22 protein-coding genes are annotated in these 21828 nt (G+C 68.4%); 7 read left to right on the top strand and 15 right to left on the bottom strand.

The window, feature by feature from the left end; all coding sequences use genetic code 11:
• The first annotated feature begins 5 nt into the window (after positions 1–5).
• The 5 genes from AABM56_RS07440 to AABM56_RS07420 are packed head-to-tail and all read left to right on the top strand — an operon-like array spanning position 6 to position 5478.
• On the top strand, positions 6–1571 hold the full coding sequence (locus AABM56_RS07440; protein WP_347883934.1) for an ABC transporter substrate-binding protein: 1566 nt from the start codon (positions 6–8) through the stop codon (positions 1569–1571).
• Positions 1572–1619: 48 nt separating this feature from the next.
• A complete protein-coding gene (locus AABM56_RS07435; protein WP_133859634.1) occupies positions 1620–2636 on the top strand; it encodes an ABC transporter permease in 1017 nt (338 codons plus the stop codon).
• 1 nt (position 2637) lies between these two features.
• Positions 2638–3513, top strand: a complete 876-nt coding sequence (ddpC, locus tag AABM56_RS07430) for a D,D-dipeptide ABC transporter permease (protein WP_133859635.1) — start codon at positions 2638–2640, stop codon at positions 3511–3513.
• 1 nt (position 3514) lies between these two features.
• Positions 3515–4498 (top strand): ABC transporter ATP-binding protein, encoded by a 984-nt coding sequence (locus tag AABM56_RS07425; RefSeq protein ID WP_133859636.1) that lies wholly within the window; start codon positions 3515–3517, stop codon positions 4496–4498.
• Positions 4495–5478, top strand: coding sequence for an oligopeptide/dipeptide ABC transporter ATP-binding protein (locus tag AABM56_RS07420; protein WP_133859637.1), 984 nt, complete (start codon positions 4495–4497; stop codon positions 5476–5478). The genes AABM56_RS07425 and AABM56_RS07420 overlap by 4 nt, the downstream gene beginning before the upstream one ends.
• Positions 5479–5486: 8 nt before the next feature.
• On the opposite strand, the gene AABM56_RS07415 is transcribed toward AABM56_RS07420, so the two are convergent.
• Positions 5487–5936: a YcgN family cysteine cluster protein gene (locus tag AABM56_RS07415; protein WP_058762427.1), complete on the bottom strand. Its 450-nt coding sequence runs from the start codon at positions 5934–5936 to the stop codon at positions 5487–5489.
• Between the two features lie 137 nt (positions 5937–6073).
• Here AABM56_RS07415 and AABM56_RS07410 point away from each other — a divergent pair, with 137 nt between their 5' ends.
• Positions 6074–6670 (top strand): nitroreductase family protein, encoded by a 597-nt coding sequence (locus tag AABM56_RS07410; protein ID WP_133859638.1) that lies wholly within the window; start codon positions 6074–6076, stop codon positions 6668–6670.
• Here the strand turns inward: AABM56_RS07410 and AABM56_RS07405 are convergent.
• The 3 genes from AABM56_RS07405 to rnd are packed head-to-tail and all read right to left on the bottom strand — an operon-like array spanning position 6655 to position 9046.
• Entirely contained in the window at positions 6655–7596 is a 942-nt protein-coding gene (locus AABM56_RS07405) for a D-2-hydroxyacid dehydrogenase (RefSeq protein ID WP_133859639.1), read from the bottom strand. The genes AABM56_RS07410 and AABM56_RS07405 overlap by 16 nt on opposite strands.
• Positions 7593–7895 (bottom strand): YcgL domain-containing protein, encoded by a 303-nt coding sequence (locus AABM56_RS07400; protein WP_133859640.1) that lies wholly within the window; start codon positions 7893–7895, stop codon positions 7593–7595. The genes AABM56_RS07405 and AABM56_RS07400 overlap by 4 nt, the downstream gene beginning before the upstream one ends.
• The gene (gene rnd, locus AABM56_RS07395) at positions 7892–9046 is read right to left on the bottom strand and encodes a ribonuclease D (RefSeq protein ID WP_133859641.1); all 1155 of its coding nucleotides are present in this window, start codon (positions 9044–9046) and stop codon (positions 7892–7894) included. The genes AABM56_RS07400 and rnd overlap by 4 nt, the downstream gene beginning before the upstream one ends.
• A gap of 284 nt (positions 9047–9330) precedes the next feature.
• Between rnd and AABM56_RS07390 the strand changes: the two genes are divergently transcribed.
• Positions 9331–10635, top strand: coding sequence for an OmpP1/FadL family transporter (locus AABM56_RS07390; RefSeq protein ID WP_133859642.1), 1305 nt, complete (start codon positions 9331–9333; stop codon positions 10633–10635).
• 102 nt (positions 10636–10737) lie between these two features.
• Here AABM56_RS07390 and AABM56_RS07385 read toward each other — a convergent pair whose 3' ends face one another.
• The 11 genes from AABM56_RS07385 to cobO all read right to left on the bottom strand — a co-directional run bounded on the left by AABM56_RS07385 (position 10738) and on the right by cobO (position 21803).
• Positions 10738–12891: a bifunctional diguanylate cyclase/phosphodiesterase gene (locus AABM56_RS07385; protein ID WP_133859643.1), complete on the bottom strand. Its 2154-nt coding sequence runs from the start codon at positions 12889–12891 to the stop codon at positions 10738–10740.
• A 159-nt stretch (positions 12892–13050) separates the two neighbouring features.
• Positions 13051–13782 carry an adenosylcobinamide-GDP ribazoletransferase gene (locus AABM56_RS07380; protein WP_133859644.1) on the bottom strand — a complete coding sequence of 244 codons (732 nt, stop codon included), beginning with the start codon at positions 13780–13782 and terminating at the stop codon, positions 13051–13053.
• The gene (locus AABM56_RS07375) at positions 13782–14333 is read right to left on the bottom strand and encodes a histidine phosphatase family protein (protein WP_133859645.1); all 552 of its coding nucleotides are present in this window, start codon (positions 14331–14333) and stop codon (positions 13782–13784) included. Before AABM56_RS07375 ends, AABM56_RS07380 begins: the two co-directional genes overlap by 1 nt.
• Positions 14326–15384: a nicotinate-nucleotide--dimethylbenzimidazole phosphoribosyltransferase gene (gene cobT / locus AABM56_RS07370; RefSeq protein WP_133859646.1), complete on the bottom strand. Its 1059-nt coding sequence runs from the start codon at positions 15382–15384 to the stop codon at positions 14326–14328. Before cobT ends, AABM56_RS07375 begins: the two co-directional genes overlap by 8 nt.
• Entirely contained in the window at positions 15381–15902 is a 522-nt protein-coding gene (gene cobU / locus AABM56_RS07365) for a bifunctional adenosylcobinamide kinase/adenosylcobinamide-phosphate guanylyltransferase (RefSeq protein ID WP_133859647.1), read from the bottom strand. The genes cobT and cobU overlap by 4 nt, the downstream gene beginning before the upstream one ends.
• Complete coding sequence (locus AABM56_RS07360) at positions 15903–17354, bottom strand: cobyric acid synthase (RefSeq protein WP_133859648.1); 1452 nt, start codon at positions 17352–17354, stop codon at positions 15903–15905.
• Positions 17351–18340 carry a threonine-phosphate decarboxylase CobD gene (gene cobD / locus AABM56_RS07355; RefSeq protein WP_133859649.1) on the bottom strand — a complete coding sequence of 330 codons (990 nt, stop codon included), beginning with the start codon at positions 18338–18340 and terminating at the stop codon, positions 17351–17353. Before cobD ends, AABM56_RS07360 begins: the two co-directional genes overlap by 4 nt.
• Positions 18333–19241, bottom strand: a complete 909-nt coding sequence (gene cbiB, locus AABM56_RS07350) for an adenosylcobinamide-phosphate synthase CbiB (protein ID WP_133859650.1) — start codon at positions 19239–19241, stop codon at positions 18333–18335. The genes cobD and cbiB overlap by 8 nt, the downstream gene beginning before the upstream one ends.
• Positions 19238–19888, bottom strand: coding sequence for a 5,6-dimethylbenzimidazole synthase (bluB, locus tag AABM56_RS07345; protein WP_347883933.1), 651 nt, complete (start codon positions 19886–19888; stop codon positions 19238–19240). Before bluB ends, cbiB begins: the two co-directional genes overlap by 4 nt.
• Complete coding sequence (locus AABM56_RS07340; RefSeq protein ID WP_133859652.1) at positions 19885–21183, bottom strand: cobyrinate a,c-diamide synthase; 1299 nt, start codon at positions 21181–21183, stop codon at positions 19885–19887. Before AABM56_RS07340 ends, bluB begins: the two co-directional genes overlap by 4 nt.
• Positions 21177–21803, bottom strand: coding sequence for a cob(I)yrinic acid a,c-diamide adenosyltransferase (gene cobO / locus AABM56_RS07335; RefSeq protein WP_133859653.1), 627 nt, complete (start codon positions 21801–21803; stop codon positions 21177–21179). The genes AABM56_RS07340 and cobO overlap by 7 nt, the downstream gene beginning before the upstream one ends.
• Positions 21804–21828 lie beyond the last annotated feature (25 nt).

Below are 21828 nucleotides of genomic sequence, written 5' to 3'. Positions count from 1 at the left end.
CCGGCATGTTCTCGTCTTCGCGCACCCACGTTTCATCGGCGTCCCGCGTGCTCGCCCTGGTTTCCCTGCTGGGCCTCGGCGCCTGGCAACCGGCCAGCGCCGCCACCGCGACCGACACCCTGGTCATCGGCAAGCCTGCGGATCTGCAGACCGTCGATCCGGGCGTGACCTTCGACAACAACGACTGGACCGTGACCTACCCGGCCTACCAGCGCCTGATGCGCTACAAGGTGGAAGACAGCAAGGGCAGCACCGATGTCGAGGGCGACCTCGCCAGCGGCTGGACCGTATCCCCCGACAACCTGGTGTGGACCTTCACCCTGAAGCCCGGCAACAAGTTCGACGATGGCAGCGAGGTCACCGCCGAGGCGGTCAAGTTCTCGGTCGAGCGCCTGATGAAGCTCAAGCAGGGCCCGTCCAGCATCTTCCCGGCGGACATGACGGTGACCGTGGTGGATCCGCAGACGATCAGATTCACCCTGCAGAAGCCCTTCGCGCCCTTCCTCTTCGCCCTGGCCCACGACGGCGCCAGCGTGATCAACCCCAAGGTGGCCAGCACCCACGGCAAGGACGTGGACGCCTGGCTGGCCGGCCATACCGCCGGCTCCGGCGCCTATCGCCTGGCCGCCTGGCAGAAGGGCCAGTCGCTGACCCTGGAGCCCAACCCGCACTACGCCGGCCAGGCGCCCACGCTCAAGCAGGTGGTGATCCGCATCATCGCCGAGCCTTCGGTACGGCGCCTGCAACTGGAACAGGGCGATCTGGACATCATCGAGGACCTGCCCGAAGACCAGGTCAAGGCGCTGGCGCAGAAGTCCGGCTTCGTCACCACCGCCTACCCCTCGCTGCGGGTGACCTACCTCTACCTCAACAACAGGCGCGCACCCCTGAACGACGTCAACGCGCGCAAGGCCGTGGTCGACTCCCTCGACTACCAGGGCATCGTCGAAGGCATCGCCATGGGCAAGGCCAAGCTCATGAACGGCCCGATCCCGGACGGCATGTGGGGGCATGATCCGAGCCTGCCAATGCCCAGGCAGGACCTGGAAGCCGCCCAGGCCGCCCTGGGCAAGGCGCCCAAGGTGCGGGAGCTGCAATTCCTCTACTCGGACAAGGATCCGGCATGGGAGCCGATCGGCCTGACCCTGCAGGCGGGCCTGGGCACCCTGAGCGTCAACCTGAAGATGGAGAAGCTGGCCAACGCCACCTTCCGCGAACGCCTGGGCAAGGGTGACTTCGACGTCGCCATCGGCAACTGGAGTCCGGACTTTGCCGACCCCTACATGTTCATGAACTTCTGGTTCGACAGCACCAATGCGGGACTGGCGGGCAACCGTGCCTTCTACAGCAACCCCAAGGTGGACCAGCTGCTGCGCGACGCCGCCAGCGTCAGCGACGTGGCCCAGCGCAAGGCGCTGTACCAGGAGGCCCAGAAGATCGTGGTGGGCGACGCCGCCTACGCCTACCTCTACCAGAAGGCCTACACGGTGCCGATGCGCGCCGCGGTCAAGGGGTACGTGTTCAACCCCATGCTCGAACAGGTCTTCGATTTCGCTGCGATGTCCAAGTAAGGGCGACGGGTGCCGGCGCGCTCCGGCACCCGCCTCGCGAGGTATGCCATGGCCTTCTTCCATCTGCTGCGCAAGCAGCTGACCGATATCCTCATCGTGGTGATCGGGGTGTCCCTGATCACCTTCGTCATCTCCCACCTGATCCCGGGCGATCCGGCGCGGCTGATCGCCGGCGAGCGTGCCAGCGATGAAATCGTCGCCGGCATCCGTCAGCAGCTGGGCCTGGACCTGCCGCTCTACCAGCAATACTTCCGCTACATGGGGGACCTGCTGCAGGGCGACCTGGGCCAGTCGATCCGCACTCATCGCCCGGTGCTGGAAGACTTGCAGCTGTTCTTTCCGGCCACCCTGGAGCTGGCCCTGGCCGCGCTGTTACTGTCGATCCTCATTGGCGTGCCCCTGGGCGTGCTCTCGGCGGTCTACAACAACCGCTGGATCGATCACATCAGCCGTACCCTGGCGGTGGCCGGCATCTCCACCCCGGCCTTCTGGCTGGGCCTGGGGCTGATCGTGCTGTTCTACGGGCACCTCGGCTGGCTGCCCGGCGGCGGGCGCCTGGACCAGGGGCTGACGCCACCGCCAGCGGTGACCGGCTTCTATCTGATCGATACCCTGCTGGCGGGCGATCTCACCGGCTTCGTCAGCGCGGCCAGGCACCTGTTGCTGCCGGCGGTGACCCTGGCCTTCGTCAACCTGGGCGTCATCACCCGGCAGATCCGCGGCGCCATGCTCGAACAGCTGGGCGAGGACTATATCCGCACCGCCCGCGCCTATGGCCTGTCGCAGACCACCGTGGTGCTGCGCCACGCGCTGCCCAATGCGCTGATTCCCTCCATCACGGTGATCGGCCTGGCGCTGGGCGACCTGCTCTATGGCGCCGTGCTCACCGAAACCGTGTTCGCCTGGCCGGGCATGGGCGCCTATGTGGTCAAGTCGATCCAGGCGCTGGATTTCCCGGCGGTCATGGGCTTCGCCATCGTGGTGTCCTTCATCTACGTCCTGCTCAACCGCTTCATCGACCTGCTCTACCGGCTGGTCGATCCCCGCATCGGCAAGGTGAACTAGCATGACGACCCTGATCGCTGCGCGCCCCCGCTGGCGCGAGCAGACCGCCTGGCTGGCCTGGCGCATCCGCCGCAATCCGCTGATGCTCACGGGACTGGTGATTACCCTGCTGGTGCTGCTGTGCATGGTTGCCGCGCCCTGGCTCGCGCCCTATCAGCCCAACGCGCTGAAACTCACCGCCCGCCTGCAGGCACCCAGCGCCTTGCACTGGTTCGGCACCGACGAGGTGGGTCGCGACCTGCTGAGCCGGGTGATCTACGGCAGCCGCCAGTCGGTGGGCGTCGGCCTGTTCGTGGCCTTTGCCGCCTGCGCCAGCGGCGGCCTGCTCGGCTGCCTGTCGGGCATCGTCGGCGGCGCCTTCGACCGGCTGATGATGCGCCTGATGGACATCATCCTCTCGGTGCCTTCGCTGGTGCTGATCATGGCCCTGGCCGCCGCCCTCGGGCCGAGCCTGTTCAACGCCATGCTGGCCATCACCCTGGTGCGCATTCCCTTCTATGTGCGCCTGGCGCGCGGCCAGACCCTGAGCATCCGCCAGCTGGCCTACGTCCAGGCGGCGCGCACCTTCGGCGCCGGCAAATGGCACCTGGTGCACTGGCACGTGGCCCGCAACGCCATGCCGCCGCTGCTGGTGCAATTCAGCCTGGACATCGGCAACGCCATCCTCATGGCCTCGGCGCTGGGCTTCATCGGCCTGGGCGCCCAGCCGCCCACCGCGGAATGGGGCGTGATGGTCGCCAGCGGCCGCAATTTCATCCTCGACCAGTGGTGGTACTCGACCTTCCCGGGCCTGGCGATCCTGGTCACCGCCATCGGTTTCAACCTGCTGGGCGATGGCATCCGCGATCTGCTCGATCCTCGCCAAAAGGGCAAATGACATGGGCCAGCCCGTTCTGCACATCGACCAGTTGAATCTGGAGTTCCCCGGCTTTCGCAGCAGCGCCAAGGCGCTCAACGGCGTCAGCCTGAGTGTGGCCCCCGGCGAGATCGTCGGCGTGGTGGGCGAGTCCGGTTCGGGCAAGTCGGTCACCGCCATGCTCACCCTCGGCCTGTTGCCCCCCGGCAGCTACCGGGTCACCGGCGGCAGCGTCAACCTGGTGGGCCACGACATGCTCGCCTTGAGCGAGCGCCAGCTGATGGAGGTGCGCGGCCGCGAGGCGGCGATGATCTTCCAGGAGCCGATGACCGCGCTCAACCCGACGCGGCGCATCGGTCGCCAGCTGCTGGACGTGATTCGCCGCCATACCGCGCTGGATGCCGCCCAGGCCCGCGCCAAGGCGATCGAGCTGCTCAAGGACATGCACATCGCCGATCCCGAGCAGATCCTCGAACGCTATCCCTTCGAGCTGTCCGGCGGCATGCGCCAGCGCATCATGATCGCCCTGGCCTTCTCCTGCGATCCGCAGCTGCTGATCGCCGATGAGCCGACCACCGCGCTGGACGTCACGGTGCAGCGCCAGGTGCTGCTCCTGCTGCGCGAAAAGGCGCGGGCTCGGGGCACCGCCATTCTGCTGATCACCCATGACATGGCCCTGGTCGCGCAATTCTGCGATCGCGTCTATGTGATGTACGCCGGCGGCATCGTCGAACAGGGGGCTACCGCGGCGGTCATGCAGGCACCTCGGCATCCCTATACCCAGGGCCTGATGGCCTGCCTGCCGGAAAAGGCGGTGCCGGGCAGCGACCTGGCCAGCATCCCCGGCCAGGTGCCCAACCTGACCCAGCTGCCTGGTGGCTGCAGCTTCAAGGATCGTTGCAGTCGGCGCCATGAGCGCTGCGAGACGCGCCCCGCGCTGCTGCCCACGGACACCCCCGATCACCTGAGCGCCTGCTGGCTGCAGGCGGAGGACGCCCCGGCATGAACACCCTTGCTCCGCCTGCCGTACCGCTGCTGGAACTCAGCGGCGTCGAGGTGCGCTATCCGGTGGGCCGCGACTGGCTCGGGCGCACCAAGGGCCAGGCCCATGCCCTTAACGGCATCGACCTGCGGCTCTTTCCGGGTGAGACCCTGGGCGTGCTCGGTGAATCCGGCTGCGGCAAGAGCACCCTGGCCCAGGTCCTGATGGGGCTGGTGGAGCCGGTGGGCGGCACCCTCACCGGCGCCGCCCGTGGCGAGCGCAATATCCAGATCGTCTTCCAGGACCCCCAGTCCTCGCTGGATCCGCGCCTGCCGGTGTGGAAGCTGATCACCGAGCCGCTGGTGGTACGGGGTCGCAGCTCCACCGCAGCCCTGCGCGCCCTTGCCGAGCGCCTGGCGGTGCAGGTCGGTATCCGTCCCGAATACCTGGATCGCTACCCGCACCAGTTTTCCGGTGGTCAGCGTCAGCGCATCGCCATCGCCCGGGCGCTGTCGTCGGACCCGGACGTCATCATTCTCGACGAGCCCACCTCGGCCCTGGACATCTCGGTGCAGGCCCAGATCCTCAACCTGCTGGCCCAGCTGCAACGCGATCGCGGCCTGACCTTCGTGCTGATCTCCCACAACGTCTCGGTGGTGCGCCACCTGGCCGACCGGGTGGCGGTGATGTACCTGGGGCAGATCGTCGAGCTGGGGGCGGCGGCAGAGGTGCTGGAGCAACCCAGCCACCCCTATACCCGGCTGTTGCTGGAGGCGGTGCCGCGGCTGGATCAGCCGCTCACGGGCGATGCCGCGGCGCAGCGCACCGAGTTGCCGGGCAACCGGGTGCTGCCGACGGGCTGTTTCTTTCGGGATCGCTGTCCGCAGGCGGGCGCCGGTTGCGAACGACCCCAGGCACTGCTGCCAGGCACGTTGGCGGAGGTACGCTGCCATCGCGCGGCGGACCTGGCCGTACCGCTGCGGACCAGCCCTGTGGTGGCCTGAAGCCGTTATCAGCCCGCGCGGAAGATCAGATAGTCTTCCCAGTCGTCTTCGGCGACCTGGGTCTCGCTGAGCATGCGGCCGGACTGGGAGATGCCGGCCTTGTGCACCGCCTCGCGGTCGTCGCAGATCAGCGGGTGCCACTCCGGCAGATCCTTGCCTTCGGCCACCAGGCGATAGCCACAGGTGGGCGGCAGCCAGGCGAACTGGTCGGCCTGGGCCGGCGTGAGCTGGATGCAATCGGGAACGAAGCGGGTACGCTCGGCGTAACGGCTGCACTGGCAGGTCTTGAGATCCAGCAGTTTGCAGGCGATGCGCGTGTAGTAGACGGCGCCGTCGTCCTCGTCTTCGAGTTTCTGCAGGCAGCACAGGCCACAGCCGTCGCACAGCGACTCCCATTCCTGGGCATCGAGCTGATCGAGGGTCTTGCGCTTCCAGAACGGCTGGGTGATGGCGGCCATGGCAGAGATCGTGGCAAGGAAAGGGGGCGCGCAGTCTAGTGCCGCACGCCGCGAGCGCCAAGCACCGTTCGCGCCCTTGTCGACTCCGCCCGACCGGATTACCGTGCCGGACTCCCCTTTCCTCCCGTGGTGAAGCCATGACCAGCAGCAGCCGTACGCCCCAGTATCCCGTCGATTCCCAGTTCGTCCAGCGCTGGTCGCCCCGCGCCTTCGACCCGGTCGCCATCGAGGAGGAGACACTGCTCGGCTTCATCGAGGCCGCGCGCTGGGCGCCGTCAGCCTTCAACGCCCAGCCCTGGCGCTTCCTCTATGCACGACGCGACGACGCCCACTGGGCGCTGTTCCTGTCGCTGATCAGTGAATTCAACCGCGGCTGGGCGCAGCACGCCTCGGCGCTGGTGATCATCCTGTCGAAGACCACCCTGCTGCGCGCCAGCAGTGGCGAGGAAGTCCCCTTCCCCAGTCACAGCTTCGATGCCGGTGCGGCCTGGGCCTACCTGGCGCTGCAGGCGACCAACGCCGGCTGGCACGCCCACGGCATGGCCGGGATTGATCGCGAAGGCATCCAGCGTGAATTGAAGGTGCCGGCGGCGTTCAAGGTCGAGCTGGCGGTGGCCATCGGCAAGCTGGGCGACAAGGCCAGCCTGCCGGAGTCCCTGCAGGGGCGCGAGTTGCCCAGTCCGCGCCTGACCGTCGAAGAGCTGGCGGTGGCCGGCCCCTATACCTTCGACTGAGCGGCCAGGTCGACGGCGCCACGCAGGGGCTGCCCCTGTTGCAGGCGCTGAAGATTGTCGAGAAACAACCGGACCGCCGCCGCCGGCGGCGTGGGCCCGGCGACATGGGCGGTGAGATGCAGGTTGGGTGTCTGCCAGAAGGGATGCTCGGCCGGCAACGGCTCCTGGCGGAACACGTCCAGCACCGCCCCGGCCAGCTGCCCGCTCTCCAACGCGGCGATCAGCTCGGCGTCCACCACGCTGGTGCCGCGTCCGGCATTGATGAACAAGGCACCCGCAGGCAAGGCGGCGAAGAAGTCCGCATCGTAGAGATCCCGGGTGCTGCCGCTGTCCGGCAACAGATTGACCACGAAGTCCGCATCCCGCGCCGCCTGGCGCAGTTCCGCGAGCGTCACCACCCGGGCAAAGCCAGGCAAGGTTCGTGCACTGCGGGCGACGCCGGTGAGGATCATGCCGAACGGCGCGAACAGGCGGGCGATGTCCTGGCCGATGTCCCCTGCCCCGACCAGCAACAGCCGCCGCCCGGCCAGGGTGCCTGGCGCCCGGGTATCCCAGCGTCCTTCCTGCTGACTGAGCTGCCGCGCAGCCACCTGGCGCTCAAACTGCAGCAGATAGGTCAGGACGTATTCGCCGATGCTCTGGCCGAACAAGCCCACCGCCCTGCTGAAGCGATAGTCGCAGGGCAGATCCGCCGCCAGCAGCGGTGCGTAGCCGGCCCAGGTCGATTGCAGCCAGAGCGGCTTGACGCCCTGGCGCAACAGGGCCGCGGCGCGATCGGGCTGGCCGAGCCAGTAGCACGACTGCTGTGCCAGACGCACGGCCTCAGCCGGGTCCGCCGGTACCTGCAGGTCCAGCTCCGGCGCCCACTGGCGCCAGGCAGCGGCATAGCCGGTCGGCGCGTCCTCCAGCAGCAGGACGGCGGTCATAGCGGATCGTTGAGCCGCAGCAGTTCTTCAGGCAGGTGCTCGAGGTAGTCATCGCGCTCCAGCTCCGGCGGCGGCATCTGCAGGTGATAGCCCTGCTTGGCGATGTTCTCGAGGACCTTGGCGACGTCTTCCCGTGCCAGCTTGCGCTCCGGGGTCAGCACGAATTCGAAGGCCAGCGCCGGCGGGCCGAAGGCTGCGAGCAGCCCCTCGGGGACGGGTTTCAGGCCCTTGAGCTTGTCGACATAGAGGTACATTTCCGGCTTGTGCGGACTGCGGTAGATGGAGCAGAGCAATTTCATGGGGTGTCTTCCAGGGGCACCGGCGGGGTGCGTTGCGCCTGCAGGTGAGCGAGAAGGGCCTGGCCGAAGCGCTCGCGACGCCAGCCGCGCAGATTCGCCGGCAACTGGTAGTCGCCAGCGGGCCAGCCGGTGAGCAGCAGGGCTTCAAGCACCTTCTTGCGCAGCATCAGTTCCGGCGCCATGCCCAGGGCCTCGGCATCCCGTTCGCCGATGGCGCGCAAGGCCTTGAGCAGCGGCGACGCCTCGTGGGGCAAGGGTTCGGCCTGCAGCGCCGGCCATTGCTCAGCCGGGGTGGCGGCGCCTTCGGCGATCAGTTCCAGCAGGGTATCGCCATCCTGGCGCACGGTGCGCGGATGCATGTCGTCGATGCGCGCCAGGGCCTGCTTGTCGGTGGGCTGGAAACGCGCCAGCGGCCACAGCGAGCGCTCGCGCAGCACATGGTTGCGTGGCTGGTCGCGCTCGCGGGCCTTGACCTCGCGCCAGTGGCAGAGCACCCGCAGCACTGCCAGTTGCTGGCGCGACAGGCGCCAGGCCAGCTTGACGTCGCGATAGGCTTCCCAGGGATCGCTGATGCGGCGCAGATTGGCCACCAGCTCGGCGCCATCCTCCAGCAGCCAGGCACGCCGCTGGTCATCCAGGCGCGCGTCGAGATAGAGATAGACGTCGACCAGATAGGTCACGTCGGCCGCCGCGTAACGTTCCTGCAACGGCGTCAGCGGCCGTTGCAGCCAGTCGGAGCGGGTTTCGTCCTTGGGGATGTCGATCTTGAGCACTTCGCCGACCAGCCGCGAGTAACCCATGGAATGGGCAAGCCCCAGATAGGCCGCCGCCAGCTGGGTGTCGTACAGCGGCTGCGGCAGGCTGCCGGTCAGGCGCAACAACACTTCCAGGTCTTCGCTGCAGGCGTGCAGCACCTTGACCACCGCCGGGTCCTCCAGCAGCGCGGCGAAGGGTGTCCAGTCACCGATGCACAGGGGATCGACCAGGTAGGCCTGTTGGCCGTCGCCGATCTGAATCAGGCCGGCCTTGGGATAGAAGGTGTCGACCCGCATGAATTCGGTGTCGAGGGCGATGAAGGGCAGGGTCTGGCACCGCGCGCAGAGGGCGGCCAGCGCCGCGTCGTCGCGGATCCAGTGAGGGGCAGAAGTCAAGGGCGCACTCCGAACAGATGAGCCGACAGTATAAGCCACCCGGGCCGGTTCTTCGGTGCCGCTTGACGCCCCCGTCACGCACCGGGAAGCGTGGCATTCAGCGGCTTTCCAGGCGGGTTCGTCGGATGAACGCCTGATGACCGCCCCGAACCAAACGTGACCGAATAGTTTTTTTTGTATTCGCAAGCCGGGCCTGCTAAAAGCTGAGTGTGCGCAGGTACTCACTCGGACTTGGGAATCCGCGGAGGTAAGCGCTTCTCGCCTTTCAATGGAGCTGCAAGAGCATGAAAACAATAAAACTGACCCTACTTGCATTGGCCGTTTCGAGCGCTTCCGGCTATGCCCTGGCGAACGGTCTGGCTATCAACGAACAGAGTGTCAGCGGGATGGGTACCTCCTTCGCCGGACGCTCTTCCTCCGCGCAGGACGCTTCCACCGTTTATGGCAACCCGGCCGGCATGTCGCGCCTGGGCCGCGAGGTGTCCCTCGGTGGCGCCTACATCCACGCCAAGATCGACATCAAGGACGCCAGTGGCCGCTACGCCAACGGCCAGGCCGTCCAGGGCAGCAACGACGGCGACATGGTGCCCAACTCGGTGGTGCCCTTCGGCTACTTCGTGACGCCGGTGGATGACCGCCTGCACTTCGGCCTGGGTGTGTACGTCCCCTATGCGCTGATCAGCAACTACGAGCACGCCTTCCAGGGTCGCTACCAGGGTCAGGCGAGCAAGGTGGAAGTCATCACCATCCAGCCCACCGTCAGCTACAAGATCACCGACAAAGTTTCCATCGGCTTCGGTCCGACCATCAACCGCATCGAAGGCAAGCTCAACAGCAACGTCAACTTCGGCAGCACCCAGGATGGCCAGGTCAAGATCGATGGCGACGATACCGCCTATGGTTTCAACGTCGGCCTGCTCGCGGACCTGACCGATGACCTGACCTTCGGCCTGACCTACCACTCCAAGGTCACCTACAAGCTCAAGGGCAACACCGAGGTCACAGGCGCCAATAGCCAGGCCAGTCCGATCACCAACGCCCTGGTCAGCCGGCTCAACGGCAAGTATGACGCCAGCCTCAGCATCACCCTGCCGGAAAGCAGCGATGCCTCCTTCACCTACCGTCTGAACAACGACTGGACGATGTACGCCGGTGCCACCTGGACCCGCTGGAGTCGCCTGAAGTCGATCGACGTGGAGAACGAGGGCACCCCCACCCTGCCGGTGCTGGGTTCGCCCCTGGCGACCGTGACGGAAGAACTCAACTGGAAGGACACCTGGTCCTACGCCATCGGCGCGGCCTATCAGCTGAATCCCCAGTGGGTGCTGCGCGCGGGCATGGCCATCGACCCGTCCCCGACCGACAACGGCGACCGCAACGTGCGCATCCCGGTGGGCGATCGCAAGACCTTCTCGGTGGGCGCAGGCTGGTCGCCGACCAAGGACATGACCATCGATGTGGCCTATGCCTACCTCTGGGAAGACGACGTGTCGATCAATCGCCCCGCCACCTCCACCAAGGCCGGCTACAGCGCCAAGTACGACAACAGCGCCCACGGTCTGGGCGCCCAGCTGACCTATCGCTTCTAAGCCTCAGGTCCGCTACCGAGGCCGCCGCCAGGCGGCTTCGTGCTTTCCGGGACCGGGATCGCGCACCAGCCATCCGCGGCGGCGAACAGCCGCGATCCTGGTCTAGGCCCTGAGCCCCCAGTAACCCTGCTCCTGCTCCGCGTACCAGCGCTGGAAGTCGTCCAGCGACAGGGCGCCGGCCACCAGCTGGCCCTGGATCTGGTCGCAGCCCAGCTCGGTGAGGACCTGCAGGGCCTGGCGGGTTTCCACGCCTTCGGCCACCACCCGCAGCCCGCGCAACTGGCCGAGCTGGACCAGCAGCCTGATGACCTCCTGATCGCCGGGCAGCTGGCAGTGCTCGATGAATTGCCGATCGATCTTCAGCTCGTCGATGGGAAAGCTGCTTAGGCAGGCGAGCGAGGAATGTCCGGCGCCGAAGTCATCCAGCGACAGCTCGAAGCCCATGGCCTTGAGCTGGCGCAGGCAATCGAGCACCTGCACCGGATTGCTCATGGCGCGGGACTCGGTGATCTCCAGGCAGAAGCCGGCGGCGACGGCGCCGGTCTCGTCCAGCAGCCGGCCGATGCGGGCGATGAAGGCCGGATGCTCGAGGTCCAGCAGTGACAGATTGACGTTGAGCTTGAGGGCGCCCAGCTGCCGCTCGCGCTGCAAGCGCATGCAGCGCTCCAGCACCCAGAGGGTGATGTCGCAGATCTTGCGACTCTGCTCCGCGATGCCGACGAAGGCGTCCGGCTTGAGCAGCCCCAGTTCCGGATGCTGCCAGCGGATCAGGACCTCGGCGCCTTCCACGCGGCCGTCAGGCAACGCGATCTTGGGCTGCAGATAGAGGCGCAGCTGATCGTGGTCCACGGCCAGGTCCAGGGCGTCGAGCATGGCGATGCCGAGCTGGCGCTGACGTTCCTGGTCCGGATCGTGGAAGGCGAAGGGCAGCTGGCGCCGGCGCGCATCCTGCAGCGCGGTCTCGGCGTTGGCCAGCAGGGCCTCGGCGCTGGCGCCATGCTCGGGGTAGCAGGCGATACCGAAGGTGATGCGCAGCGACACCCGCTGGTTACCGCTGACGAAGGGCTTTTCCACCAGGTTGCGCAGCGACAGCAGCGCCGCCTCCGCCGAGGCGTCGTCGAACCAGGGCAGCAGCAGGACGAAGGTGTCGGCGCCGATCCGCGCCACGCCATTCTCTTCCGGCGCCGCGACCCTCAGCCGACGCGCGAGGTGGCGCAGGATCTTGTCGCCACCTTCCTGGCCGAGCAGTTCGTTGATGTTGCGGAAGTTGGCCACGTCCAGCAGCAGCACGGCAAAGCGCCCAGCCGCGGCATGCTCGATGCGCTGGCGAATCTCCAGGACCAGCCGCACCTGGTTGGGCAGCCGGGTGAGCATGTCGCGAAACGCCAGCTGGCTGATGCGCCGCTCGCGCGCGGCCAGGGCGGCGCCCATCTGATTCATGGCGCGACCGAGCCTACCGACCGGATCGCGGCCTTCCTTGAGGCCCAGCTGATAGTCGCCATCGGCGATGCGTTCGGTGGCCTGACCCAGACGGAGCAGATAGCGATTGAGTGCGCCTGCCAAGATCCGGCTGACCAGAGCGCCCATCGCGAAGATGATCGCCCCTATGAGCAGCGAATCCAGCAGAGCCGACTGCTCCGCCGCTGCTATTCCTTCCATGAACATGTCCGCCCCTATGACGACTGCCTGCCCGTTCTGTCCTGGAATGGCCAGGAACAGCGAACGGAAACTGCCAAAGTTATCCTGGTATTCCGCGAAACGCGGTTGATGATCGGCAAACACCGCTGCGAGTTCCGGGGGTGCCTGCTCGTAGAGCTGGCGATAGTCGCCGAAATAGCCAACGCGGATTTCCTCCTCGTTGGCCGAATCCATGATGAAGCGAAAACTCGAGCCTTCCTTGACGAAGGCATAGAGCGAGGCCAGCCCGGCCTTGCGGGCATAGCGATCCAGGGTGATTAGCGTCCGCTGGTAGCGGTCGGGATCGGCCTGGACCGGATCCTGCAATTGGGCGAGATAGTCCTCGCCGAGAATTTCCGGCAGCGCCAGGGCCGCGCTCATCAAGCGATAGTCGATGCTCTGGCTGCTGGCTTCGCGCGCCTGGTGGTAGCTGTGCAGAGTGAACAGCAGGGTGCCCAGGGCATCCACCAAAATGAACGCCAGAAAGAACTTGGCGAACAGGCTGCGTGGCTTGAGGCGGAGCCGCGACGCGGGGGCAACTTCCCGAGGCGAGGCGGCGCTGTGAGGCGCATCGAGCATTGGGGCTCCTTGTCCAACTGACGACGACTCCCCCTGGACCCGCTCGTGCCGAGGCGGTTTCGCTGGACGCGCAACCAGGCGCCTTCTTAACGGTTTAACCGATGTCGTTCAAGGACCAAGGTCGCAAAATCCCGGGTGCCTCACGCTTGGGCCGATTTTTCAGCCCAGCGTCAGGGCCAGCGCGACCAATACCCCGGTCTCGGTGAATTCCAGCAGGGCCCCGGCGGTATCGCCGGTGGTACCGCCGAGACGCTGACGCAGGGCGCGTCGCACCAGCAGCGCGACCCCGGCGGTGACCAGCAGTGCGGTCCAGCCCTGGGGCAGCAGGAGGATGGCTAGCGCGCCCAGCAGCAGCACCCGAGTCAAGGTTGTCCGCGGCAGGTGGCGACTGAGCAGTTCGCCCAGACCGCCAGGACGTACATAGGGGGTGGTCAGCAACAGCCAGGGCAGCGCCAGGCGACCGGCCAGGGGCGCTAGCCACAGACAGCCCGGCGCGTGCGGCAGGAGCACCACCAGGGCGCTCCATTTGAGCAGGAGGGTCAGCAGCAGCGCCAGGACGCCCATGGGTCCGCAGGCCGGATCCTTCATGATGGCGAGGGTCCGCTCGCGATCGCCATAGCCGCCGATCCAGGCATCCACGGTGTCGGCCAAGCCATCCAGGTGCAGGCCGCCGGTGAGGATCACCCAGCCGGCCAGCACCAGGGCCGCCTGCAGGAAGACGCCGCCCGCGGCGCCCAGCCAGGCGATCAGACTGAGGAGCGCACCCAGCAGCAGGCCGACCGCCGGATACCAGAGCACCGAGCGGCCAACGGCCTCGGCGGGCGGCACGCCGGGCAGCCGGACCGGCAGGCGGGTCAGAAACTGCACGGCGATCAGCAAGGGTAGCGGCATCAGCCCTCCTCCAGCGCCAGTGGCTGCAGGGTCGCGTAGGGCGCCTCGACCTGCAGCAGGTCCCTAGCCGCCAGACCCCGCTGGCGGGCCAGCAGCAGGCGGATGACGCCGCCATGGGTGACGATCAGGCTGCGGTGGCCCTGCAGCCGGGGCCGCCAGCGTGTCACCGCCCCCAGGACCCGTTCGGCGAAGGCCGCCACGGGCTCGCCCTCGGGCGGGGTATAGGCATAGGGATCGGCCCAGAACCGCCCCAGGGCCTCCGCCTGGTCCTGCATGAGCTCCGCGGCGCTACGACCTTCCCAGGCGCCGAAATCCAGTTCGCGCAGATCCGCTTCCAGCACCAGCTCGGCGCCCTGCTCCGCCGCCAGCCACTCGGCGAAGCGCGCGCAGCGCTGTTGCGGCGACGTCAGGATCAGCTCGAAGGGCGGCTGCGTGGCGACGGCGGCGCGCAACTGCGCCCAGCCCTGCTCCGCCAGCGGCGGATCGAGGCGTCCGCGAAAGCCTTCGGGGCCTTCGGTGACGCCATGGCGCAGCAGCCAACAGTCAGTCATGGGCGCGGCTGGAGACACTGGCTTCGGCAAAGGTCGCCATCTCGCTGTGCAGGCGGCAGGACAGTTGCAGCAGCGGCACGGCCAGCGCCGCACCGCTGCCTTCGCCCAGGCGCAGGCCGAGGTCCAGCAGCGGCTCGCCGCCCAGCGCCAGCAGCACCGCGGCATGGCCAGGCTCGGCACCGCAGTGGGCGAACAGCAGCCAGTCGCGGGTAGCGGGTTGCAGGCGCTGGGCGCAGAGCGCTGCCACCGAGCAGATGAAGCCGTCGATCAGGGTCGGCAGGCCCTGTTGGGCACAGGCCAGATAGGCACCGGTCAGGGCCGCCAGCTCGAAGCCGCCCAGGCGGCGCAGCAGCTCGTAGGGATCGTCCAGGGCGTCGCCATGGCGCAGCAGCGCGCGCTGGATGACCGCCACCTTGCGCGCCACCCCATCGGCGTCCAGGCCGGTACCGGGCCCGGCCAGGGCCAGCGGCGAGGTATCCAGCAGCACACTGGCAATGGCGCTGGCGGCGGTGGTATTGCCGATGCCCATCTCGCCGCCGATGAACAGATCGGCACCCCCGGCGCAGGCACGCAGGACGGCGTCGCGCCCGGCCTGCAGCGCGGCCTGGCACTGCTCATGGGTCATGGCCGGGGTCAGGGTGAAGTTGGCGGTACCGCGGCCCAGGGGCAGGTCGATGATCCCGGGCAGGGCTTCCAGCGGCGTGACGGTACCCAGGTTGATGACTTCCAGGGCGGCGTCCAGTTGCCGGGCGAGCACGCTGATGGCGGCCCCGCCACGCACGAAGTTGCGCACCATCTCGGCGGTCACGGACTGCGGATAGGCCGAGACGCCCTCTTCCACCACCCCATGATCACCGGCGAAGACGGCGATGGCGGTCCGCTGCAGCAGTGGCCGCGGCGTGCCCTGCAGGGCCGCCAGCTGGATGGCCAGCACTTCCAGATCGCCGAGCGAACCGCTCGGCTTGGTCAATACCGCCTGCCGCTGGCGCGCGGCTTCGGCGGCGGCGGTATCGGGTTGGCGGCAGGGTCCTTGCCACCAGGGCATGCTCATAGCAGGGTTCCTTTGAGGGTGAGGGGGAGACCGGCGACGGCCAGCACCACGCGCTCACAGCGCGCGGCCAGGGCCTGGTGCAATTCGCCGGCGGCATCGACATAGCGGCGCGTCAGCTCGCCCAGCGGGACGACGCCCAGACCGGTTTCGTTGCTGACGAAGATAAGGTGGCCGGGCAACTGCGGCACGACCTCGAGCAGCTCCGCGCAGGCATTGTCGAGGCGCCGGGGATCGTCGAGCAAGAGCAGATTGGTCAGCCAGAGGGTCAGGCAGTCCACCAGCAGGCAGGCATCCGGCGCCGCCAGAGCTTCCAGGCGTTCGGCCAGCGCCAGGGGTTCTTCCACCAGCGCCCAGTGCGCCGGCCGGCGGGCGGCATGGCGCTCGATGCGCCGGGCCAGTTCGGCGTCGTTGCCGCCGGCGGTGGCAATATAGGTGACGGCAAGGCCGGACTCGGCGGCCAGGCGCTCGGCCAGGGCGCTCTTGCCGGAGCGAGCGCCACCGAGGATGAATTCGCGCATCTAGAGCTCGCAGAGGGCGCGCAGGCGCCCGGTGTCCAAATGGTGTTCGACCAGATCGGCCAGGCGCTCCAGATCGCGCTCGCGCAGGGCGTGGTAGTCCAGCTGCTGCGGTTCGGCGAGACCCGCCCAACGCAGCAGGGCGACGCTGGCGGCGGGCGATTCGAACAGGCCGTGCAGGTAGGTGCCCAGCACCTGGCCGTCGTCGCTGAGGCTGCCATCCACGCGGCCATCGGCAAAGCGCAGCACCGGCCGCTCCAGGGCCGGGCCCTGGCTGACACCGGCATGGATCTCGTAGCCGGCCACCTCGGCGTCGCCGTCGCTCAGCCAGCCGTGCACGTTGCGCAGCTGCTTTTCCGCCGCTAATTCGGTGCTCATGGCCAGGAGGCCCAGACCGGCGCTGTCACCCGGCGCGCCTTCCAGCCCGAGAGGATCGGCGATCCGCTCGCCGAGCATCTGGAAGCCCCCACAGATCCCCATCACCCGCCCGCCGTATCTCAGGTGGCGGGTGATGGCCGCGTCCCAGCCCTGGGCGCGCAGGAAGGCCAGGTCGCTGCGCACGCTCTTGGAGCCGCCGAGGATGATCAGGTCGGCGGCGGGCAGCGCCTCGCCCTGACGGACGAACAGCAACTCCACCTGGGGATGCAGGCGCAGGGGATCGAAATCGGTGTGGTTGCTCAATCGCGGCATCACCGGCACCGCCACCCGCAGACGCGGTCCCTGCTTGGCGACCTGGCCGGTGGCCAGGCGATCCTCGGCTTCCAGGTGCAGGTCGTGCAGATAGGGCAGCACGCCGAGCACCGGCTTGCCGGTACGGGCTTCGAGCCAGTCCAGCCCGGGTTGCAGCAGCGCCAGGTCACCGCGGAAGCGGTTGATGATGAAGCCGGCGACGCGCGCCTGCTCGCTGGGTTCGAGCAGGTCGAGGGTGCCGACCAGATGGGCGAAGACGCCGCCCCGGTCGATGTCGGCCACCAGCAGCACCGGGCAGTCCACCGCCTCGGCGAAGCCCATGTTGGCGATATCGCCCTGGCGCAGGTTGATCTCGGCCGGCGAACCGGCGCCCTCCACCAGCACCACCTGATAGCCCGCCGAAAGGCGGGCATGGGAGGCCAGCACCGCCTCCCGGGCTATCGGCTTGTAGGCGTGATAGGCCTTGGCATCCATGCTGGTGACGGCGCGACCGTGAATGATCACCTGGGCGCCGACATCGGTGTTGGGCTTGAGCAGCACCGGATTCATGTCGGTATGGGGCGCCAGGCCGCAGGCCTGGGCCTGGACCGCCTGGGCCCGGCCGATCTCGCCACCATCGGCAGTCACGGCGCTGTTGAGCGCCATGTTCTGCGGCTTGAAGGGCACCACGGCCACGCCCTGGCGATAGAGCCAGCGGCACAGGGCGGCCACCAGGGTGCTCTTGCCGGCGTCGGAGGTGGTGCCCTGCACCATCAGCGTACTCATAGGGGACTCCGGTAGCTGGCGAGGCCCTGGTCCAGGCGCTGCCAGCCGGACTCGTCGCCGGGCAGCCCGAATCTCAGGGCGCCAAGCGCGGGAAACAGGCGGGTAAGGATGGCCTGGCGGGCCAGGTGTTCGTGCAGCTCCGCGACGTCCGCGCGCTGCAGCAATTGAAAGAGGGCGCAGCCACCGCTAGGCGCGAGGGCGTGCCGGGCCAGCAACGCCGCCAGGCGCTCACCGGCCTTGAGCAGCGCCTCGCGCTGACGCTGCTGGCCCGGCTGATCGGCCAGCAGTTGCCGGGCGAGATGACGACTGGGGCCGTTCACCGTCCAGGGACCCAGTTGCTCGTCCAGCTGCGCCAGCAGGCTCGGCGCCGCCAGCACGAAGCCCAGGCGCATCCCGGCCAGTCCGAAGAACTTGCCAAAGGAGCGCAGCACGATCAGCCCGGGCAGATCGCTGAAGGGTGCAAGACTCGCTGCCGGGGTGGGATCCATGAAGGCCTCGTCCACCACCAGCCAGCCACCGCGGCGTTCGAGGCGGGCGTGCCAGTCCAGCAGCCGGGCCGGCGACAGGCGTTCGCCCGTGGGATTGTTGGGATTGACCACTACCACCACGTCCAGCTGGTCGAGGTCGGTCGCGATCCGGGCTTCGCCCCACTCCAGCACCTCGTGCCCGGCGCGACGCCAGGCCAGGGCGTGTTCGGCGTAACAGGGCGCCAGTACCGCGACCCGCGCGGGTGCGCGCAGGGTCGGCAGTGCCTGGATGGCGGCCTGGGAACCGGCCACCGGCAGCAACGCGCTGGCCCGGTAACAGGCACCGGCAGCCTCCACCAGGCCGTCATCGGGCTCCGGCAGCCGGGCCCAGGCACTGGCCGGAATCTCCGGCAGCGGCCAGGGCCAGGGGGCCAGACCGGTGGACAGGTCCAGCCAGTCGTCCAGGGGAATGTCGTAGCTGCGCGCCGCGCGCCGCAGCCGACCGCCGTGCTCAAGCAAGCAGCAGTCCTCCCAGGGCGATCAGCGCGGTCCACAACCAGGCGCCACGGCGCACCAGTTTCAGGGCACGGGTGATGGCCAGGAAGGTCGGCACCGGTCCACGGCCCAGCAGCGGACGCTCGTGCCATTCGCCGTGGTAGCGAGCCGGGCCGCCCAGGCTCACGCCCAGGGCGCCGGCACCGGCCGCCATCACCGGACCGGCGTTGGGGCTGTCCCACAGCGGTGCCTGGGTGCGCCAGCTTTCGATGGCGCTCCAGAAGCGGCCGAGACCGGCATAGGTCAGGGCCACCAGGCGCGCAGGAATATAGTTGAGGACATCGTCCAGCCGCGCCGCGGCCCAGCCGAAACGCTCAAGGCGCGGCGTACGATAGCCCCACATGGCGTCCAGGGTATTGGCCAGGCGATAGAGCACCACACCCGGGGCACCCAGCAGGGCGAACCAGAACAGCGCGGCGAAGACGGCATCACTGCCATTCTCCAGCACCGATTCGGTGGCGGCGCGGGCCACGGCGGTCTCGTCCAGCTCGCTGGTCTCGCGGCTGACCAGGTAGCCGACCCGCCGCCGTGCCTCGGGCAGATTGTTGCGTTGCAGGGCGCGGGCCACCGGCTCGGCGTGCTCGCCGAGGCTACGCAGTCCCACGGCCAGATACAGCGCCAGGGGCTGGATTATCCAGGCCAGCCAGTCGAGCTGGCAGAGCAAGGCGGTGAGCAGCACCCAGGGCAGCACGGCCAGGCTCCAGGCCACCACGCCATGGCTGCGCCAGCCACGGCCACCGGGATTGAAGCGGGCTTCGAGGCTGTCGGCCAGGCGCCCGAACAGCACCAGGGGGTGGGCGCGGCGGGGTTCGCCGAACAGCAGGTCGAGCAGCATGCCGCTGACGACCGCGAAGGCCAGCATCATGGTTTCTGGCCCCAGTGATTCTCGAAGACCAGCTCCTCCAGCGGCCGCCCCTGGCGCCAGCCCTCCTCTTCCAGCATCGGGCGCGGATAGAAGGCTTCCACCGGTCCCAGGCAGAGGATGGCCGCCGGCTGCGCGCCTTCCGGCATCTCCAGCAGGCTGCGCACGGCTTCCGGCTCGAACAGCGACACCCAGCCCATGCCCAGGCCTTCGCAGCGCGCCGCCAGCCAGAGATTCTGGATGGCGCAGGACAGCGAGGCCAGGTCCATCTCCGGCAGGGTACGACGGCCGAAGACATGGGCTTCGCGGCCGTCCATGAGCGCGGCCACCAGCACCTCGGCGCAATCGAGGATGCCCTGCACCTTGAGTTTCATGAAGTCGTCGCTGCGCTCGCCGAGGGCGTCGGCGGTGGCGCAGCGCTCTTCTTCCACCAGCTCGTGCAGGCGCTGGCGCAGGGCCGGATCGCTGATGCGCAGGAAGCGCCAGGGCTGCATCAGCCCGACGCTGGGCGCCTGGTGGGCGGCACCGAGCAGGCGGGCCAGTTGCTCGGGGGGCACCTCGCCACCGCAGAAGTGGCGCATGTCGCGGCGCTCGGCGATGGCTCGGTAGACGGCGGCTTGTTCGGCGGGGGTATAGGGGGTCGTGGTCACGGCTTGAGCATCGCGGCGGCCGCGGCGGGTGCCGACGGCATGTAGAAGTGAATATAGCTGGCGGTGAGGCGACCGTCGCGGTAGACCGCCTCGGCGACCGCCTTGCCGTTGGGGCACAGCCCGCGCGCCCAGGGCACCTCGGATGACTCGAGGGCCGAGTGATGATAGGTGTGGCCACGCAGGGTGCCCTGCTCGAACTCCACCGACTGCAAGGCCAGGGCGGTGAGGCGCGCCTGCATCCGCGCGCTGCCCGGCAGCAGTCCGAGCAGGCTGGCGGATTCGCCGGCCTTGTCGGTCAGTTCGTCGAGCAGATAGAGCATGCCGCCGCACTCGGCGAGGATCGGTTTGCCGGCCGCATGGTGGGCGCGAATGGCCGCGCGCATGCCCAGGTTGTTGGACAGCGTCTGCAGGTGCAGCTCGGGATAGCCGCCGGGCAGATAGAGGCTGTCCACCGCTGGCAGCGCCGTGTCGGTGAGCACGGAAAAGAACTGCAGCTCGGCGCCCAGGGCGCGCAGCAGATCGAGATTGGCCTGGTAGATGAAGGCCAGCGCCGCATCCCGGGCCACGCCGATCCGCACCCCCGCCAGCAACGGCTCGACCACGGTCGGCGGCGGTGCGGCAAAGGCCACTGGCGGCGGCACTTCAAGGGTGGAACTGGCGCCCAGGGCATCGGCCGCCAGGTCGAGACGACGATCCAGGTCGGTGACCTCGTCGGCCTGGATCAGCCCCAGGTGACGACTGGGCAACTCGATGCCGGCATCGCGCGGCAGGCTGCCAAAGAAGGTCATGCCCGCTGGCAGGCTGCCGCGGATCAGTTGCGTCTGCCGCGGACTGCCACTGCGATTGGCCAGCACCCCGGCGAAGGGCAGGCCCGGCCGATAGTGGGCCAGGCCATAGGCCAGGGCGCCAAAGGTCTGCGCCAGGCCGGCGGCGTCGATCACTCCCAGCACCGGTACGCCAAAGCGCTCGGCCAGGTCGGCCGCCGAGGGCTGGCCGTCGAACAGGCCCATGACGCCTTCGATGAGGATGAGATCGGCCTCCCCCGCCGCTTCCCACAGCAGGCGCCGGCTCTCGGCCTCGCCGATCATCCACAGATCGAGCTGGTAGACGGGTGCGCCGCTGGCGCGGGCGAGAATCATCGGATCGAGAAAGTCCGGACCGCACTTGAACACCCGTACCCGCCGCCCCTGGCGGGCGTGCAACCGGGCCAGGGCAGCGGTGACGCTGGTCTTGCCCTGACCGGAGGCCGGAGCGGCGATCAGCAGCGCCGGGCAATGCCGCGTCTCGCCTACCATTCGATACCCTGCTGGGCGCGGACGCCGGCCTGGAAGGCATGCTTGACCAGACTCATGTCGGTCACGGTATCGGCGGCCTCGACCAGCGCCGGCGGCGCACCGCGCCCGGTCACCACGACATGCTGGTGCGCCGGGCGCCCGGCCAGATCGGCCAGCACCTGATCGACGTCCAGGTAGCCGTGCTTGAAGGCGATGTTGAGTTCGTCCAGCAGCACCAGGCCGATGGCCGGATCGCGCAGCAGCTCGACCGCCACCGCCCAGGCCGCGGCAGCCGAATGCAGATCGCGGGCCCGGTCCTGGGTATCCCAGGTGAAGCCCTCGCCCATGACGTGGTAGCGCACCTCGTCCGGGAAGCGCCTGAAGAAGAGTTGCTCGCCGGTGTCGCGGCGGCCCTTGATGAATTGCACCACGCCCACCTTCATGCCATGGCCGAGGGCACGCGCCGCCATGCCGAAGGCCGAGCTGCTCTTGCCCTTGCCGATGCCGGTGTGGACCAGCAGCAGGCCGCGCTCGTCCTGGGCTTCGGCGATGCGGGCGTCGATCACCGCCTTCTTGCGCACCATGCGCGCACGGTGGCGCTCGTCGCGCTCGGGGCTGGTCGAATCGGGGCTATCGGTCATGGGTGGTTCTCCGGGTGCGGGCGCG

This window comes from Pseudomonas aestiva (assembly GCF_039908605.1).
GTDB classification, from domain to species: Bacteria; Pseudomonadota; Gammaproteobacteria; order Pseudomonadales; family Pseudomonadaceae; genus Chryseomonas; species Chryseomonas aestiva.
Note: the sequence above shows the minus strand (reverse complement) of the source record. Positions and strands in the feature narration are given on the sequence as shown.

Excerpts from the sequence above, each read along its gene's own strand:
- AABM56_RS07440 (WP_347883934.1), top strand. The coding sequence starts at position 6 with ATGTTCTCGTCTTCGCGCACCCACGTTTCATCGGCGTCCCGCGTGCTC.
- AABM56_RS07435 (WP_133859634.1), top strand. The coding sequence starts at position 1,620 with ATGGCCTTCTTCCATCTGCTGCGCAAGCAGCTGACCGATATCCTCATC.
- ddpC (WP_133859635.1), top strand. The coding sequence starts at position 2,638 with ATGACGACCCTGATCGCTGCGCGCCCCCGCTGGCGCGAGCAGACCGCC.
- AABM56_RS07425 (WP_133859636.1), top strand. The coding sequence starts at position 3,515 with ATGGGCCAGCCCGTTCTGCACATCGACCAGTTGAATCTGGAGTTCCCC.
- AABM56_RS07420 (WP_133859637.1), top strand. The coding sequence starts at position 4,495 with ATGAACACCCTTGCTCCGCCTGCCGTACCGCTGCTGGAACTCAGCGGC.
- AABM56_RS07415 (WP_058762427.1), bottom strand. The coding sequence starts at position 5,936 with ATGGCCGCCATCACCCAGCCGTTCTGGAAGCGCAAGACCCTCGATCAG.
- AABM56_RS07410 (WP_133859638.1), top strand. The coding sequence starts at position 6,074 with ATGACCAGCAGCAGCCGTACGCCCCAGTATCCCGTCGATTCCCAGTTC.
- AABM56_RS07405 (WP_133859639.1), bottom strand. The coding sequence starts at position 7,596 with ATGACCGCCGTCCTGCTGCTGGAGGACGCGCCGACCGGCTATGCCGCT.
- AABM56_RS07400 (WP_133859640.1), bottom strand. The coding sequence starts at position 7,895 with ATGAAATTGCTCTGCTCCATCTACCGCAGTCCGCACAAGCCGGAAATG.
- AABM56_RS07390 (WP_133859642.1), top strand. The coding sequence starts at position 9,331 with ATGAAAACAATAAAACTGACCCTACTTGCATTGGCCGTTTCGAGCGCT.
- AABM56_RS07385 (WP_133859643.1), bottom strand. The coding sequence starts at position 12,891 with ATGCTCGATGCGCCTCACAGCGCCGCCTCGCCTCGGGAAGTTGCCCCC.
- AABM56_RS07380 (WP_133859644.1), bottom strand. The coding sequence starts at position 13,782 with ATGCCGCTACCCTTGCTGATCGCCGTGCAGTTTCTGACCCGCCTGCCG.
- AABM56_RS07375 (WP_133859645.1), bottom strand. The coding sequence starts at position 14,333 with ATGACTGACTGTTGGCTGCTGCGCCATGGCGTCACCGAAGGCCCCGAA.
- cobT (WP_133859646.1), bottom strand. The coding sequence starts at position 15,384 with ATGAGCATGCCCTGGTGGCAAGGACCCTGCCGCCAACCCGATACCGCC.
- cobU (WP_133859647.1), bottom strand. The coding sequence starts at position 15,902 with ATGCGCGAATTCATCCTCGGTGGCGCTCGCTCCGGCAAGAGCGCCCTG.
- AABM56_RS07360 (WP_133859648.1), bottom strand. The coding sequence starts at position 17,354 with ATGAGTACGCTGATGGTGCAGGGCACCACCTCCGACGCCGGCAAGAGC.
- cbiB (WP_133859650.1), bottom strand. The coding sequence starts at position 19,241 with ATGATGCTGGCCTTCGCGGTCGTCAGCGGCATGCTGCTCGACCTGCTG.
- AABM56_RS07340 (WP_133859652.1), bottom strand. The coding sequence starts at position 21,183 with ATGGTAGGCGAGACGCGGCATTGCCCGGCGCTGCTGATCGCCGCTCCG.
- cobO (WP_133859653.1), bottom strand. The coding sequence starts at position 21,803 with ATGACCGATAGCCCCGATTCGACCAGCCCCGAGCGCGACGAGCGCCAC.